Annotated in this window: 15 protein-coding genes; 7 read left to right on the top strand and 8 right to left on the bottom strand. The window is 65.3% G+C overall.

Annotated elements, in window-relative coordinates; all coding sequences use genetic code 11:
- Nucleotides 1–13 precede the first annotated feature (13 nt).
- From modA to AC1DYM_RS08580, 6 genes are all read left to right on the top strand, one after another.
- On the top strand, nt 14–760 hold the full coding sequence (gene modA, locus AC1DYM_RS08605) for a molybdate ABC transporter substrate-binding protein (RefSeq protein WP_477337560.1): 747 nt from the start codon (nt 14–16) through the stop codon (nt 758–760).
- A 6-nt stretch (nt 761–766) separates the two neighbouring features.
- Entirely contained in the window at nt 767–1,441 is a 675-nt protein-coding gene (gene modB / locus AC1DYM_RS08600; RefSeq protein WP_477337559.1) for a molybdate ABC transporter permease subunit, read from the top strand.
- Nucleotides 1,438–2,145 carry an ATP-binding cassette domain-containing protein gene (locus AC1DYM_RS08595; protein ID WP_477337558.1) on the top strand — a complete coding sequence of 236 codons (708 nt, stop codon included), beginning with the start codon at nt 1,438–1,440 and terminating at the stop codon, nt 2,143–2,145. The genes modB and AC1DYM_RS08595 overlap by 4 nt, the downstream gene beginning before the upstream one ends.
- Complete coding sequence (locus tag AC1DYM_RS08590; protein ID WP_477337557.1) at nt 2,126–3,118, top strand: lysylphosphatidylglycerol synthase transmembrane domain-containing protein; 993 nt, start codon at nt 2,126–2,128, stop codon at nt 3,116–3,118. The genes AC1DYM_RS08595 and AC1DYM_RS08590 overlap by 20 nt, the downstream gene beginning before the upstream one ends.
- A complete protein-coding gene (locus tag AC1DYM_RS08585) occupies nt 3,115–4,260 on the top strand; it encodes a serine hydrolase domain-containing protein (protein WP_477337556.1) in 1,146 nt (381 codons plus the stop codon). The genes AC1DYM_RS08590 and AC1DYM_RS08585 overlap by 4 nt, the downstream gene beginning before the upstream one ends.
- A gap of 68 nt (nt 4,261–4,328) precedes the next feature.
- Nucleotides 4,329–4,805 carry a T6SS immunity protein Tdi1 domain-containing protein gene (locus tag AC1DYM_RS08580; RefSeq protein ID WP_477337555.1) on the top strand — a complete coding sequence of 159 codons (477 nt, stop codon included), beginning with the start codon at nt 4,329–4,331 and terminating at the stop codon, nt 4,803–4,805.
- Nucleotides 4,806–4,811: 6 nt separating this feature from the next.
- Here AC1DYM_RS08580 and AC1DYM_RS08575 read toward each other — a convergent pair whose 3' ends face one another.
- The 8 genes from AC1DYM_RS08575 to AC1DYM_RS08540 all read right to left on the bottom strand — a co-directional run bounded on the left by AC1DYM_RS08575 (nt 4,812) and on the right by AC1DYM_RS08540 (nt 9,997).
- Entirely contained in the window at nt 4,812–5,111 is a 300-nt protein-coding gene (locus AC1DYM_RS08575) for a type II toxin-antitoxin system RelE/ParE family toxin (RefSeq protein ID WP_477337554.1), read from the bottom strand.
- Nucleotides 5,111–5,383: a YlcI/YnfO family protein gene (locus AC1DYM_RS08570; RefSeq protein ID WP_477337553.1), complete on the bottom strand. Its 273-nt coding sequence runs from the start codon at nt 5,381–5,383 to the stop codon at nt 5,111–5,113. The genes AC1DYM_RS08575 and AC1DYM_RS08570 overlap by 1 nt, the downstream gene beginning before the upstream one ends.
- Nucleotides 5,384–5,461: 78 nt before the next feature.
- A complete protein-coding gene (locus AC1DYM_RS08565) occupies nt 5,462–5,848 on the bottom strand; it encodes a VOC family protein (RefSeq protein ID WP_477337552.1) in 387 nt (128 codons plus the stop codon).
- Nucleotides 5,849–5,867: 19 nt separating this feature from the next.
- A complete protein-coding gene (locus AC1DYM_RS08560; RefSeq protein ID WP_477337551.1) occupies nt 5,868–7,130 on the bottom strand; it encodes an RNA polymerase sigma factor in 1,263 nt (420 codons plus the stop codon).
- A gap of 51 nt (nt 7,131–7,181) precedes the next feature.
- On the bottom strand, nt 7,182–7,952 hold the full coding sequence (locus tag AC1DYM_RS08555) for a YciI family protein (RefSeq protein ID WP_477337550.1): 771 nt from the start codon (nt 7,950–7,952) through the stop codon (nt 7,182–7,184).
- A gap of 13 nt (nt 7,953–7,965) precedes the next feature.
- A complete protein-coding gene (locus tag AC1DYM_RS08550) occupies nt 7,966–8,397 on the bottom strand; it encodes a VOC family protein (RefSeq protein ID WP_477337549.1) in 432 nt (143 codons plus the stop codon).
- A 27-nt stretch (nt 8,398–8,424) separates the two neighbouring features.
- Complete coding sequence (locus AC1DYM_RS08545; RefSeq protein ID WP_477337548.1) at nt 8,425–8,856, bottom strand: YciI family protein; 432 nt, start codon at nt 8,854–8,856, stop codon at nt 8,425–8,427.
- Nucleotides 8,857–8,920: 64 nt separating this feature from the next.
- Nucleotides 8,921–9,997 (bottom strand): HWE histidine kinase domain-containing protein, encoded by a 1,077-nt coding sequence (locus AC1DYM_RS08540; RefSeq protein ID WP_477337547.1) that lies wholly within the window; start codon nt 9,995–9,997, stop codon nt 8,921–8,923.
- A gap of 308 nt (nt 9,998–10,305) precedes the next feature.
- Between AC1DYM_RS08540 and AC1DYM_RS08535 the strand changes: the two genes are divergently transcribed.
- Nucleotides 10,306–16,338: an alpha-2-macroglobulin family protein gene (locus AC1DYM_RS08535; protein ID WP_477337546.1), complete on the top strand. Its 6,033-nt coding sequence runs from the start codon at nt 10,306–10,308 to the stop codon at nt 16,336–16,338.
- The last annotated feature ends 77 nt before the right edge of the window (nt 16,339–16,415 follow it).

Raw genomic sequence — 16,415 nt, 5'->3', positions numbered from 1 at the left:
CGGGACCGACTCCATGCGCCTTCGCCCGCTTGTCGCGCTCATCCTGATCATCGGTTCCGGCGGCGCTGCGGCCGCCGACCTCGTGGTCTCGGCCGCCTCCAGTCTGACCGACGCCTTCCAGGCCGTGGGCAAGGCCTATGAGGGCAAGCACCCGGGTACCCATGTGGTACTCAATTTCGCCGCCTCCGACGTCCTCCTGCGGCAGATCGCCAGCGGCGCGCCGGCCGATGTCTTCGCCTCGGCGGACCAGACCGCCATGGACAAGGCGGCGGAGGCGAAGGCCATCGACCCAGCCACCCGCCGGGATTTCGCCAGCAATCGCCTGGTCCTGATCGTTCCCAAAGGCAGCAAGGCACGGGTGACGTCGCCGGCCGACCTCAAGGCCGACACCATCAAGCGCGTCGCCTACGGCGACCCCGCGTCGGTGCCCGTGGGCCGGTACACCAAAGCCGCTCTCGAGCAGCAAGGCCTGTGGGACGTCGTATCGGCCAAGGGCGTCCTGGCACAGAATGTTCGCCAGAGCCTCGATTACGTGGCCCGTGGCGAAGTGGACGCGGGCTTTGTGTTCGCCACGGACGCGAGCATCGTGAAGGACAAGGTCGACGTGGCCGCCACGGTCCCGACCCCGAAGCCGATCACCTACCCGATCGCCGTGGTTGCCGGCTCGAAACAGTCAGGGGAGGCGGCCTCGTTCGAGGCCTTCGTGCAGTCGCCCGAGGGGCGCGGCATCCTCGCCGGGTTCGGCTTCCAGGCACCCTGAGTGCCGGTGGGCGCCATCTGGGTACCGCTCGCGCTCACGCTCAAGGTCGCGCTGTGGGCGACGGCCATCAACCTGGTGCTGGGTGTCGCGGTGGCGTTTGGTCTGTCGCGGTGGCGCTCGCCTGCGCGCGAGGTCGTCGATTCCATCCTCACCCTGCCGCTGGTGCTGCCGCCGACGGTGCTCGGCTACTACCTCCTCGTCCTGCTGGGTCGACGTGGCATCTTCGGTGCCTGGCTGGACCGGCTCGGCGTCGAACTGGTGTTCACCTGGCAGGGGGCGGTCATCGCTTCCACCCTGGTCGCCTTTCCGTTGGTACAGAAGGCCGCTCGTGCGGCGTTCGAGGCGGTGGATCCCCAGCTGGAGAGTGCCGCGCGCGTCCTCGGCCTGCGCGAGGCGGCCGTGTTTTTTCGTGTCTCCCTGCCATTGGCGGCACGTGGCATCACGGCCGGCGCGCTGCTGGCGTTCGCGCGGGCGTTGGGCGAGTTCGGCGCCACGCTGATGATCGCCGGCAACCTGCCGGGTCGGACGCAAACCTTGTCCGTCGGGATCTACGCCGCGGTGCAGGCCGGTGACGACGGGACGGCGGGCCTGATGGTCGCCGTGACGTCGGTGACCTGCGTGATCGCCTTGCTACTCGCTGGCTGGCTGGCGCCCGATCACCTGCGGCGGTCGCGGCCATGAGTGTCGATATCGCTATCCGCAAGACGCTGCGTTCGGACGAACGCCATTTCGAACTCGATGTCACGATCGCTTCGCAACAACGGCGCATCGTCCTGTTCGGGCCGTCAGGTTCGGGCAAGAGCCTGACGCTTCGCGCCGTGGCCGGCCTGCTCACGCCGGACGCGGGCCACGTGCTCATCGATGGCCGCGTCCTGTACGACTCGGCGTCGCGCGTGGACCTGCCCACCCGTGTGCGCGACGTGGCCTATGTTTACCAGGATTACGCCCTGTTCCCTCATCTCACCGTGGCACAGAACATCGGCTTCGGCCTCGACCGTGGCTGGCTGAATCCGGGACGACGCCGAAGGGATGCGCGCGTGCAGCGCTGGATCGATAGCCTCGAGCTCGGAAACATCGCCGACAGCTACCCGTCGCGCATCTCCGGTGGCCAGCGCCAACGCGTCGCCCTGGCACGGGCCCTGGCGACCGAGCCCCGGATCGTCGTCCTCGACGAGCCCTTCGCCGCCCTCGATCCCGCGCTGCGCGGGCGTATGCGTGCCGAACTGCTGGCGCTGCAGGCGCGCCACGATCTCCAGCTCATGGTGATCACCCACGACCCCGCCGATGTCGATGCGCTGGATGGCCACACCTTCGAAATCCGCGATGGCCGGGTCGTCGGGGCCCCGGGCGGCCCCGGCTCGTGGGATGATGCCCGCCTTTCGTGAACCACCACCCGGCGAACCAGGCAACGCAGTGACGGCAGGGCATGACAACCAGGGCGGCAGGGTCATCGCGACCCATGCCATCAAGTACCTGCTTACCGCGGCGATCGTGGGTGGCGCGATCTTCCTGCTGCACCGCTATATCGCGAGGATGGCGTGGCACGACGTGCTCGCCGCGATCGAGCGGATTCCCCGGTGGCATGTCGTCGGCTCGATCCTGGCGACCCTGGTCAGCTGGGCCTGCCTCACCGCCTATGACGTCTTCGCCGTGGAAACCGTCGTGCCCGGCAAGGTCTCGATGCGGATGAAGATCTTCTCCGGTGTGACCACGCACGCCGTCTGTAATGCGCTCGGCTTCCACGCGATTACCGGGACCGCCTTGCGCTACCGCATGCTTTCCACGCAAGGCGTCAGCGCGCCGGATGTCGCCCGCGTCGTCGGTCTGGTCGGTTTTGCGGTGGGCATGGGTTTCGCGGGTGTCACCGCCATCGCGTTGATGCTCGAGCCGGCGATCGCCCACGGCTGGGGCCGATGGCTCGGCATGGGCCTGATCATTCTCTTCGTCCTCCTGCTGCGCTGGCTGGCGGGCAAGCACGACGAACTGCAACTGTGGAAGTTCACCACGCCGGTGCCATCGGCCCGGTCGGCCGGTGCGCAGATCGTGATCGGCGTCGTGGAGATGATCGGCGCGATCACGGCGATGTACCTGTTGTTGCCGACGGACATCGCCGGAAGCTTCCTCGACTTCGCACCGATCTATGTGGGCGCGATCCTCGCCGGTATCGTCAGCAACACACCCGGTGGCATCGGTGCGTTCGAGGCGATCACGCTCGCCGCCTTCCCGCAGGAACAGCGCGCACAGGTACTCGCCGCCTTGCTGGCGTATCGCGCGATCTATGGCTTGGGTCCCTTCGTGTTGGCCTCGCTTGCGCTGGGTGCTTATGAAGTGCGTCGCCGTGCGAGGAAGACGACATGACAGCGGTACGCGGTTTCCTTCTCGCCGCCACCCTCGTCCTGGCCGCGTGCGCCACGCCGCACGCCCGGCGTACCGATGTGTTGTTCTGGAACCAGCCGCAGCGCGATGCCGCGTTCCGCGCGATGGAAACGCACTACGCCAGTAACGTCGTCCACCACGGCATCGCGCACCCGTTGCCGGAAGGCCCGCCGCTGTCACTTCGTTTCGCCGACGGGGGCACGCTCGATACGTACATGACGGCGCATCACGTCGCCGGCGTCATGGTGGTGCAGGACGGTCACGTGCGCCTCGAGCGCTACGGCCTCGGCGCGACACCGGAGACACGCTGGACATCGTTCTCCGTCGCCAAGTCGTTCACCTCGACCCTGGTCGGTGCGGCACTGCGCGACGGTTCGATCCACAGCCTCGATGACAAAGTGACGCGCTACCTTCCCGAACTGGCGGCTGGCGCGTATCGCGACGTCACCGTGCGCCAGCTGCTGACGATGACCTCGGGGGTCCGCTGGAATGAGGACTACGTCGATCCGAAGTCCGACGTCGCCATGATGTATGAAGGCAGGCGTCAGCCCGGGGTGCCCTTGCTGGTCACTTACATGGCGCCGCTGCCGCGCGAATTCGCGCCGGGCGAGCGCTGGGTCTACAAGACGGGCGAGACCGATCTGATCGGTATCCTCGTCACCCGCGCGACGCACAAGACGCTGGCCGCCTATCTTTCCGAGAAGATCTGGACGCCATACGGCATGGCATCGGACGCACTCTGGCTGAAGGACGAGGTCGACGGCACGGAGGCGGGTGGCTCCGGTGTCTCGGCCACGCTGGCCGACTACGCGCGCCTCGGACAGTTTCTGCTCGATGGCGGTATCGCGGGTGGCAAGCCCGTACTGGCGGACGGCTGGCTTGCCGACGCGACGCGCAAGCACGCCGACATCGGCGTTCCCGGCCGCGGCTACGGCTACCAGTGGTGGACCTACGACGACGGCGCTTTTGCTGGCATCGGCATCTTCGGGCAGCTGCTTTACATCGATCCCGCCCGTCATCTCGTGATCGCGCAAATGGCCGCGTGGCCGGTGGCCACCAACGACGAACAGGCCAGGGCGCGCACAGCCTTCGTCGACGCCGTCATCGCCGGCCTGGATCGCTGAGGCGACCCTGCAGAGGGATTCGGCCTAAAATGCCCGGACCCTCCCCGATACGTACGAAGGCCAGCCCCATGGCGCTTACCTGGAACGACCTCATCAGCACGCCGGACAAGGAAGCGATCGATGCGCTTGCCGAATCCTGGAACTGGCTCATCGGCGACGCCTTCACGCCCCTCCTGTTCACGGCCCTGGGCGACATGTTCTTCGAGGCGGATGCAGGCGGCATCTTCTGGCTCAATACCGGCACCGCCGAAGTCGAGCGCGTCGCGGACAACGTGGACGCGTTCAACGCCCTGCTGCGTGAAGACATTGCCGACGACTGGTTGCTGCCGGGTCTCATCGAGGCGTTGCTCGAAGCTGGCAAGACGCGCGCGGAAGGCGAGTGCTACACCTACGTCACGCTGCCGATCTTCGTCGAGGGCGAATACACCGTGGAGAACTTGAATCCGGTTCCCGCGAAGGAGCACTTCGAGCTCACCGGTTCGATCCTCCGCCAACTCGACGATCTGCCCGATGGCGCGGACGTGGATATCGAAGTCAAGCACTGACCTCGATCAATAGAGGAAATCGTCTTCGCGTTGGTGGCGCAACGCAACGATCGTCACCCGGCTGCCCGCAATGTCGAAAAGTGCGACGTAACCCGTCGAACCAAACGATACGACAAGTTCGCGCAGAAACGGATTGTCGGGCGACGCCTTGCGGCAAGTGAACGGAAATGATTCGAGTACCGCTGAGGCTCGGACGATCGCATCGAGCGCGCGGTCAGCCAAGGTCGAGTCGACTCCCTCGATGAAGTCCATGAGGCGGTGAAGGTCCGCTAGCGCTGCATCCGTGTAGCGGACCTCGTAGCTCATTACTTGCCCTTTGCTTTTCGTGACCAAGCAAGGCGCTCGGCGATATCCTTATGTACATCCGCAGCTGCGTGATAGACGCCAGTGCGTGCTGCTTCGTCACGTGAAGCAATGCCCCGAGCGATGAATTCACTCTGCATCCGGCGACGATCTATCGCTTCGGACATGGCGGTTTCGACGAATGAAGAAAGCGTTTCGTCGTCGCGGAGGACGCTCTCGGCCTGCTGGCGAAAGGCCGGCTCAACGCGGATCGAAGGAATCGTGGCGGACTTCATGGGCTTATTCCTGCATTGCATTTGCGATGCAGCATAGCGCGCTTCGATCTTCCCTGTCACCCCAGCGGTCGCAGGAGTTCAGCCGGACACATAGCTCGAGATTTCGATCAGGTTGTGGTCGGGATCGCGCAGGTACACCGAGCGAATCGGGCCTGTCGCGCCGGTACGGTCAACCGGGCCCTCCTCGATAGCGACGCCGAGGGCGTTGAGTTCTTCGATCACCTCGTCGAGTGGTGTGCTGGCGATGAGGCAGAGATCGATCGCGCCAGGCGTGGGCGCCTTCGCCTTGGGTTCGAATTCCTTGCCCTGCTGGTGAAGATTGAATTTCTGCCGGCCGAAGGTGAGTGCCTTGCGACCTTCGCCGAACGTGACGAGGTCGAAACCGAGCACGCGCGTGTAGAAGGCGACCGTCGTATCGATATCGGCGACGGTGAGGACAATGTGGTCGAGGCGGTCTATGTTCATCCGCCCGACGATACGCCTCTCACTCGGTACATGCAGCCGCGCGCGACGTCAGCAAGGCCTGTTCGCGTTCGTTGCGTGTCATGGCGGCAGCGCGCAGGAAAGCCTCACGCGCTTCGGCAAAACGTCCGAGGCGGAAGAGCAGGTCGCCCTGCACACTGGGTAGCAGGTGGTAGTCCTTCATCGAAGGCTCGTCGACCAGGGACTCGACGATATCGAGGGCGACCCCGGGACCTTCCGACATCGACACGGCGACGGCACGATTGAGTTCGACGACGGGTGACCGGACCACGGCGACTAACGCCGCATACAGCGCGGCGATGCGTGCCCAATCGGTATCTTCGGCGCGCGCGGCACGCGCATGGCAGGCGGCGATGGCGGCCTGCAAGGCGTAAGGTCCCTTCGCGCCGCCCAACCGCTCCGCACGTTGCAAGGCCTTCAGGCCGAGGCCGATCAGCAGGCGATCCCAGCGACCCCGATCCTGTTCCAGCAGGAGGATCGGGTCGCCACCCGGACCGATACGTGCGCCCGCACGCGAAGCGTGGATTTCCATCAGGGCGACCAGTCCGTGCACTTCGGCCTCGGCGGGCATCAGACCGGCAAGCACGCGGCCCAGCCGTTGCGCTTCGGCGCACAGGGCCGGGCGCATCCAGTCGCCGCCGGTCGTCGCGGCATAGCCCTCATTGAACACGAGATAGACCACGCGGAGCACGGCGGCAAGGCGATCCCTCAGCTCGTCGCCACGAGGGACCTCGTAGGTGACCGAGACGTCGGCAAGGCTGCGCTTGGCGCGGACGATACGCTGCGCAACCGTCGCTTCGGGAACGAGGAAGGCGCGAGCGATCTCGTCGGTGGTCAGGCCACCGAGCAGGCGCAGGGTGAGCGCGACCTGGGCTTCGATGGAGAGCACCGGGTGACACGCGGTGAAGATCAGCCGCAGCATGTCGTCGCCGATATCGTCGTCGAGCGCGTCGATCAGGGTGTCGTCGGCTGACTCGAGCATGCCCTCCATGTCCTTGCCGAGTGCTTCGAGCTTACGGCCAGCCATGCGCTCACGGCGGATCCGGTCGATCGCCCGATGCTTCGCCGTCTGGGTCAGCCATGCGCCGGGGTTGTCCGGCACGCCCGACGTCGGCCACTGCTCGAGCGCCACGACCAGGGCGTCCTGGGCCAGCTCCTCGGCGAGCCCCACGTCGCGAACCATGCGGGCGATGGTCGCGATCAGTCGGGGCGATTCGATCTTCCAGATCGCGTCGATCGTACGGTGGGCGTCGCGGGCGGTCATGACGTGGGATCAAAGCATCCGACGTCATGACAGGCAAGCCGCGCTGCCGCATCACTCCAGCGTGGCAAGCAGCTCGCGCATCGCGTAGAGCGGGCGTATTTCGAGACGGGCCTCGTCGCCATCAGGGAAGGGATAGGTCTGCGCCCAGGCGATGACCTCATCGATCGAGTCCACGCGCAGCACCCAGAACCCCGCGATCATCTCCTTGATCTCGGCGAACGGGCCGTCGATCACGGAGGAGTGGCCCTTGCCGAAATGCACGCGTTTCGCGTGCCGGCTCGAGGAAAGCCCGAAGCCGGCGATGAGGAAGCCGGCCTCGTGGCCGGCCTTGTTCGCTTCCATCATCTTGCCAAGGACCTCGTGGCCCGGATCGAAATCCGTTTCGCTCCGCGCGTTGGCTTTCAACATCACCATGTAGCGCGGCCGATCGGAGTCCCCCTCGGCGGGGTCGCCGAAACCCGAGAGGCCGCCGGGGCAACCGATCGGTCGGACTTCCACCTCGGCCGCACCGTGCGCGTCTTCCTCGGGCCATCCCGATACCCAGGCGAGGGCCTGCTCCATCGAGTCGGCCTCGATGATGCTGAAGCCGGCAACCAGTTCCCTGGTTTCGGCGAAGGGACCGTCCACGATCACCGGCGTGCGGCCGTCGACGAAATGGATGCGGACGCCGTCGCGGCTCGGTTTGAGGCCCTCTCCTGCGAGGAAGCGGCCCTCCGCGGCCAGCGCATCGAGATGCTCGGCCATGGCGTCGATCAACTCACGGCTCGGCGCGGCACCGGCTTCGCTGTCGGCATCGGCCTTACGTACGATCAGAAAGCGCATGGGCTGCTCCGGCTCAGGGATTGGGACGCTTTTCAGCGCCGTTGATCATCCAGCTGACGCCGAATCGGTCGGTGAACATGCCAAACCGTTCGGCCCAGAAGGTCTCGGCGATCTGCATGTGCACGCTGCCGCCCTCGGACAGTTCAGCAAAGACGCGATCGGCATCGGCCGCCTTGTCGAAGCCCAGGGCGACCGATACACCGTGCATGCCCTGATAAGGCATGTGCGGCGGGCTGTCGGAGGCCATGAGCCACTGCTCGCCGATTTGCAGGCGCGCGTGCATTACTTTCTCTTCGGTCCCCGGAGGCATCGAGGGCTGCCCCGGCTGCGCGGGCATGTCCTTGTAGCGGGCCATCATGATGATCTTCGCGCCAAGCACTTTCGCGTAGAACTCGAAGGCTTCCTCGCAGTTGCCGTTGTAAGAGAGATAAGGAGTGACGGTCATGGGGCGTTCCTCGTCAAAAGGGGCTGATCAGGATTTTGCCGCGACTTCCGCGTGCATGCGTTCAACCGTGGCGCGAGCCTCGGGCGTCAGGGACTCTTCACCGAAGTCATCCATCTCGAACATGCGACGAATCTCAATTTCGGAGGCTTCGCCTTCCATCGGGTTGGGAGCACGCTTCATCCACTCGATGGCCTCGTCGAGCGAGCGAACCTGGATCAGCCAGTAGCCGGCGACCAGCTCACGGGTCTCGGCGAACGGGCCGTCGATGACCTCGCGGCGGTCACCGTCGAAGCGGACACGCGCGCCGTCGCTGCTCGGACGCAGTCCGTCGGCGGCGAGAAGCACCCCCGCCTTCACCATGTCCTCGTTGAACTTGATCATCGCCGTCATCAATGCCTCGCTGGGCATCTCGCCGGCTTCCGATGCCTTTGTCGCCTTGAGGATCACCATGAAACGCATGCGCCTTCTCCGTCGTCATGGCCGGGACAGGTTCCCGGCCTTCATGACTACGTCGATTGTGCCCTCAGCCAATCGACACGGGGGTACGAAAATTTTCAGTCGAGTGGCGCCAGGAGCGGGCCGGCGCCTCGAAATGGCAGCGGACGCCGTCTTCCTCGAAGGTGACAGCGGCCTCGCCACCCGCCTGACCCGCCAGGACGCGCTCGATGAAGCGGACGCCGAAGCCGCGATGGACGGGCGGTTCGACAGGTCGCCCCCCGGTTTCCTTCCAGATGATCTGGACGCGCTCCAGGTCGGGGTCGAAGCGCCAGCTCAGGCTCACCCGCCCGGAACCAACCGCCAATGCCCCGTACTTGTCGGCGTTGGTCAGCAGCTCGTGTACTGCCATGGCCATCGCGACGGCCGTGGCCGGGGCCAGCATAAGGGGAGGGCCATCGATGGCGACGCGTTCGTGACCGGGGTCATGGGGCGCGACGGTCGCCTCCACCACGTTGCGCAAGGCGACGTCTTCCCAGGCATAAGTGACGAGCAGGTCGTGCGCGCCGGCCAATGCCCGCAACCGGCTTTCGAAGGCCTCCAGGGATTCACCGACCGGTCGATCCTCGCCGAAGCTCTGGGTCGCCATGGCCTGGACCACGGCAAGGGTGTTCTTCACCCGGTGGCTCAGTTCGTTGACCAGGATCCGCTGCGCACGGGCCGCCTCCCGGTGGGCCGTGACATCGATGCAGCTCCCCCAGTAACCGGCGAAGCGGTCGTCGCGATAGAACGGCTTGCCGTTATCGAGCAACCAGCGGTACTCGCCATCGTGACGACGCAGCCGGTACTCCATGGAAAAGGGCTCGCGTGCCTTGAAGGCGCCCACGTAGGTGGCCAGACATCGATCGATGTCTTCCGGGTGGACCCCCGTGGCCCAGCCATTGCCGACCTCGTCCCGCATCGAACGGCCGGTATAGGTGAGCCATGGCGTGTTGAACCAGTCACAGAGTTGATCCGTACCCGAGCGCCAGATCATGACGGGCGCGAAATCGGCCAATTCCCGGAATTCCCGGTCACTGGCGATGAGCGACCGCTCGTAAGGACTTTTCGCCTCGTCGTACATCCCTTTCCCCTTCGCTTCCCCTGCCAGCAGACGATATCGCAAGTCGGGGCTCGGTTGAATGTCGTTTTGTTCCCGTCGTGAGACCGGTCACGAGCTGGCGGATTCGCTCAACTATTCCGATTTCTTCTATTGCGGATTGATTGCCTCACGCGAATGCCTCGAAAACACCCGAACTCTGGCGCCGCCATGTCAGAATCCGGACGCCGCTGCGGCAGGGGTCGCGCGCAGCATCATCCTGGGGATCGACGTCAGACTGCCGAAACACCGCCCCGGGCGCGTGGACGGCATCGACGTATCCGCGGGGCACGGCGTCACGCCGTTACACGAACCAACCGGGTCGGAAGGGAAACATGGATCTGCTTCGTTTCATCGCGTCGTTGCCCGTGCGCCTGCTGCGCGGCCTGCTCTGGCTGCTCGGTACGGCCCTGCGCCCTGTCTTCGGGAACATGTCCTGGTCTGCACCCGCATGGGTGCCGGCCACCGGCCAGGCCGCCCGCCAGCATCCCTTGAAGTTCGCCGGGACGATGGCCGGGGTGCTTGTCCTGGTCGCCGCCGGATGGTTTGGCTGGCACTGGTGGGAGAACCGACCGAAGCAGGTCGAGCCGAACCGGATCACGTTCGAGGCGCCGGCGCCGGAGGTCAGCGACTACGAGCATGTCCCGGTGACCGTCCATCCGCTCACGGTCACCTTCTCGGCGTCCGCAGCAAAGCTCGAGTCGCTGGGCAAGCCGGTCACCGACGGCATCGCCATGGATCCGAAGCTTCCCGGCCAGTGGCATTGGGACAACGACCGCGTGCTGACCTTCGTCCCCGCCGCCGACTGGCCGGTGGGCCGAAAGATCGAGGTCCGTTTCGACAAGACCAAGGTGTTCGCGCCACATGTACTCTTGGCGGATGACCAGTTCACGGTCGCCACGGCGCCCTTCACGGCGCGTGTGGTCAACGGCGAGTTCTATCAGGACCCGCAGGACCCGACCAAGAAGAAGACGATCGTCCAGTTGGGTTTCAACTATCCGGTGGACGCCGCGCAGCTGGAGAAGCGCCTCGCGCTCGACCTGCGCAACCGCAACGAGAAACGTGGCGCGGAGCTCAAGTTCAGCGTCACCTACGACGAGCACCACCTCAACGCCTTCGTTCACTCGCAGCCCCTGCAGCTACCGCGTGACGACGGCTCGGTTGGCCTGAAGATGGACGACGGCGTGCGTAGCAGTCGTGGTGGCGACGGCACCGACAAGGCGCTCGAGACTGCCGTGCGTGTGCCCGGGCTTTACAGCCTCACCCTCGACGATGTCTCGGCGACCCTCGTCGACAACGCCCGTTTCGAGCCGGAGCAAGTCGTGGTGATGAACTTCGGCGGCCCGGTCAGCGACGCCGAACTCGCGAAGCACCTGCACGTCTGGGTCGTGCCGGAGGACGGCAAGCATGCCTGGTCGCTCGACACGATCGGCGACAGCGACCTGCGTTCCTTCACCTCGATCAAGCCGGACATCGTCCCGACCGAAAACGACTGGTCGGCAGCGCAGAGCTTCCGCTACCACGCCCAGCCGGGCCAGCGGATCTATGTGCGGATCGACAAGGGGATGACCTCGTTCGGTGGCTATGTGATGGCTAAGCCGCGCGTGGACCTGCTCACCGTGCCCGACTACCCGCGCCTGCTTCGCTTCATGGCAGACGGTTCCCTGCTGTCGCTGAGCGCTGACAAGCGGATCTCGGTGGTCTCGCGGAACATCCCGGGCATGCGCATCGAAGTCGGCCGTGTCTTGCCCGACCAGTTGCAGCACCTGGTATCGCTCAACTCCGGCAGCTACGCCAAGCCCGAGATGTACGGATTCACCTCGGACCATATCGTCGACCGCTTCGTGAAGTCGGTCTCCTTCCCCGATGAGGGCCCAGGCAAAGCGCATTACGAGGGCTTTGACCTCGGCCAGTACCTAGCCGCCGGCAAGCGCGGCGTATTCTTGCTCAAGCTCTCGGGCTACGACGAAAAGGCCGTGCAGGAAGCGCGGGATCGCCGGGTCAAGGCAGCCCGTGAAGCCGCGGCCCGCGATGCCGGCGCCGATGCCGATGCCGCCGCGGCGGAGGCGGCGAAGGACGATGACGACAGCGCCAGCGTGCCGTACGACTGGCCGAAGGATGAGCGCCTCGTCGTCATCACCGATCTCGGCGTGATCGCCAAGAAGTCGATGGATGGCAGCCAGGACATTTTTGTCCAGTCCATCCGGACCGGCGCACCCGTGTCCGGTGCCTCGGTCGCGGTGATCGCGAAGAACGGGAGCACGCTGTTCACCCAGAACACCGGCGCGGATGGTCGTGCGCACTTCGCCAATCTCAAGGGCTTCACGCAGGAGAAGGCGCCGGCGATGTACGTGGTGCGCCAGGGCGAGGACCTCTCCTTCCTGCCGGTGACGTCGTACGACCGCACGCTGGATTTCTCGCGCTTCGACATCGGTGGCGAGCCCAACGCACATAGCCAGGGCCAGCTGTCCGGTTACCTGTTCTCCGATCGCGGCATCTATCGTCCGGGCGATCTCTTCCACATCGGCATGATCGTCCGTGCGAACAGCTGGACACGTAGCGTCGCGGGCATGCCGCTGATCGCCGAGGTGGTCGACCCGCGTGGCACGACCGTACGCCAGCAGATCGTCTCAATGGATGCGGCCGGGTTTGCCGAGCTCGACCACACCACGGCCGAGACCTCGCCGACCGGCAACTGGACCGTGAACCTGTACATCGCCAAGGACGGCAAGCCGTACTCGCAAATCGGCAGTACCACGGTGCAGGTCAAGGAGTTCCAGCCCGATCGCATGAAGGTGTCGGCCAAGCTTTCCACGGCGGTGACCGAAGGCTGGGTGAAGCCTGCGCCGTTGAAGGCACTGGTCGACGTACAGAACCTGTTCGGCACGCCGGCGGCCGATCGACGCGTGGAAGGCTCGCTGGTCCTGCGTCCCGCCTTCCCCTCGTTCCCCAGTTACAAGGACTACCACTTCTACGACGTGCGCCGCGCGAAAGAAGGCTTCGAAGAAAAGCTTGCCGACGCGAAAACCGACGCCAAGGGCCATGCGGAGTTTGCGCTGGACCTTTCCAAGTACGCCGACGCCACCTACCAGCTGTATTTCCTTGCCAAGGCCTATGAAGCGGAGGGCGGGCGCAGTGTCGCCGCTGCCACGCAGGGTATGGTGTCGTCGAACAACTGGCTCGTCGGCTACAGAGCCGTCGACAACCTGGACTATGTGAGCCGCGACGCGAAACGCAGCGTCAACCTCGTGGCGATCGACTCGTCCGCCAGGCGCATCGATCTCAAGGGCCTGAAGCAGGCGATCGTCGAAACGCGTTTCGTCTCCGTGCTGACCAAGCAGGATTCGGGCGTCTTCAAGTACGAGTCGAAGGCCCGCGAGACCACCGTGTCCGAAACGCCGCTGACCATCCCGGCGGGTGGCCTCGACGTGGCGCTGCCGACCGACAAGCCGGGCAATTTTGCGCTCGTGCTCAAGAATGCCGAGGGGAAGGAAATCAATCGCGTCGCCTGGTCGGTCGCCGGCGAAGGCAACGTCTCGCGCTCGCTGGAGCGCAACGCCGAGCTGCAGCTGACCTTGTCCAAGAAGGACTACGCGCCAGGGGAAGCGGTAGACATCGCCATCCGCGCGCCCTATGCGGGCAGTGGCTTGATCACGATCGAGCGTGACAAGGTGTATGCCCACGCCTGGTTCCATGCCGACGCGACGAGCACGGTCCAACACATCACGGTGCCAGCCGACTTCGAGGGCAACGGCTACATCAACGTGCAGTACGTGCGTGATCCGTCATCCGACGAGATCTTCATGAGCCCGTTGTCGTTCGGCGTGGTGCCGTTCTCGGTGAACATGGATGCGCGGCGCAATGCCTTGAGCGTGGAGTCGCCACAACTGGTCAAGCCTGGCGATACGGTTACCTTCCATGTGACCTCGACAACGCCGACGCGCGCCGTGGTCTTTGCCGTGGATGAAGGCATCCTGCAGGTGGCGCATTACAAGCTGGGTGATCCGCTGCAGTACTTCTTCCGCAAGCGGATGCTCGAGGTCTCCACGTCGCAGATCCTCGACCTGATCATTCCGGATTTCCAGAAGCTGATGACGATGGCCGCGCCCGGTGGCGATGCGGACGGTGCCATTGGCCGCCAGCTCAACCCCTTCCGCCGGAAGCGGGACAAGCCCGTGGCGTACTGGTCCGGTATCGTCGATATCGATGGTTCGCGCGACCTCACGTACAAGGTGCCTGATTACTTCAACGGCAAGCTGCGCGTCATGGCGGTGAGTGTCTCGCCGGAGAAGATCGGCACGTTCGAAGGCCAGACCACGGTTCGTGGCGACTTCGTGCTCTCGCCCAATGTGCCGACGACCCTTGCACCGGGTGACGAGGCGGAAATCAGCGTCGGTGTGGCGAACAACCTCACCGGCCTGGGCGGCAAGGAGGTGCCCGTGGCAGTGAGCCTCAAGCTCGGCCCGCAGTTGCAGATCGTCGGCGACGCGACGAGCACACTCAACCTCGGCGAAATGCGCGAGGGCGTGGCGATCTTCCGCGTGCGCGCCACGGAGAAGCTGGGTTCGGGGAACATGACGTTCACCGCCGGCTTCAATGGCAAGTCGGCGAAGCAGAGCGTGGACCTTTCCGTCCGGCCTGCCTCGCCGCTGCGGACCGATCTCGCCTTCGGCCGCGTCGATGCCCACGGTCGTGCCGACGTGACATCGCTGCGCGACATGCACGATGAGTACGCCAAGCGCGATGCCTCCTTCTCCACCGTGCCCGTGGTGCTGGCGCGTGGCCTGGCCACGTACCTGATCGACTTCCCGCACTACTGCACCGAACAGGTCATCAGCGCTGCCATGCCGGCCTTGATCCTGGGCAAGCGCCCGGAGTTCGGCGATATCAAGCCGGCGCGCATGGCCGGAGACGAGACGCCGCCGGCCGATCCGGTCGCGGCGCTGTTCGACGTGCTGCGTGCTCGCCAGAACGGACAGGGTGGCTTTGGATTGTGGACCGCCACGCCGGACACGCATGTGTTCGCCACGGACTACGCCGTCCACTACCTCGTCGAGGCGGGCGATCACGGGGTGACCGTGCCGGCCGACCTCCTGGCCTCGGCGGATAGCGCCCTGCGCCAGATCGCTGCCGACGATAGCGGCGATTCCCTGGTGGAGATGCGTCAACGCGCGTATGCGATCTACCTGCTCACGCGACAGGGCAATGTCACCACGAACGACCTGGCTTCCGTGCAGCGTCGTCTCGACGAGGTCTACCCCAAGGAGTGGCGTGACGACCTTGCCGCCGCGTGGCTCGCCGCGTCGTACCAGTTGCTGCATCAGGACAAGCTGGCCAGTGACCTGATGGCTCGTCCACGCAAGCTGCTTGCGCGCAAGCCCACGGACGAGGCCTATCGTTACGAGGACTACTACGACACGCCTATCCGTGATGCATCGGTGCTCTACCTGTTGGCCAGGCACTTCCCGGACCAGGCGAAGGCCTTGCCGCCGGAAACGATCGAGAACCTCGTGCGTCCGCTCGCCAAGGGGCACTACAACACGCTGTCGTCCGGCATGATCATCATGGCGTTGGATGCCTGGGCGTCGCAGGCTGGTGGCGACGTGAGCAAGCTATCGATCGGCTCGGTCGCGGCAAGCGGCGCGGTCACACCGATCGGTGCCGTGAAGGGATCGCTGGTCGACGCTCACTGGGCGGCGGGCGCGCAACGCCTGCGTCTGGTGAACGATGCCGATGCGACGGCCTGGTACGGCGTTGCGCAGACCGGTTTCGACCGCAAGCCTTCGTCCGATACGCGCCAGGACGGTCTGGAGATCACCCGTACGTACACGGACACCAAGGGCAAATCGATCGACAAGGTCGAAACCGGTGACGAGATCGACGTGCACGTGAGGGTCCGTTCCACGACCGATCACGACGCATACAACATCGCCATCGTCGATCTGTTGCCGGGCGGCTTCGAACCCGTGCTGTCGACGGCCGCGCCGGCGGATGCGGCAGACGCGACGGATGCGACGCCGTCGTCGGATGAAGCAACGTCGGAGTCGTCGGGGGCGGAGGATGGTGGTGACGCCGATGCAGACGGCGAAGGCGCCGCCGAGAGTGAAGAGGACAATACGCCCGCGTGGCACTCGCCCATCGGCAATCCGGAGTCCACCTGGAAACCCGAGTATGCGGACGTTCGCGAGGATCGTGTCGTGGTTTACGGTGTGGCAAGCACCGACGTACAGGAGTTCATCTACCGCATCAAGGCGACCAATGCCGGCAAGTTCGTGATCCCGCCGGCGCTGATCGAATCGCTTTACGACCGTGGCGTCCAGGCGCGCGCACCCGGCGGTGGCACCATGACCGTGGAGCGCAAGCCTTAAGCGCAGTGTAGGAGCCGATTCATCGGCGATCCCGCGCCAGCGGGCCCGGGTGGGTGGACGCCAGGATTCGGCGAGCA

The organism is Luteibacter sp. P1_D3, from assembly GCF_056406135.1.
This window is presented reverse-complemented; position numbering and strand designations above follow the sequence as displayed.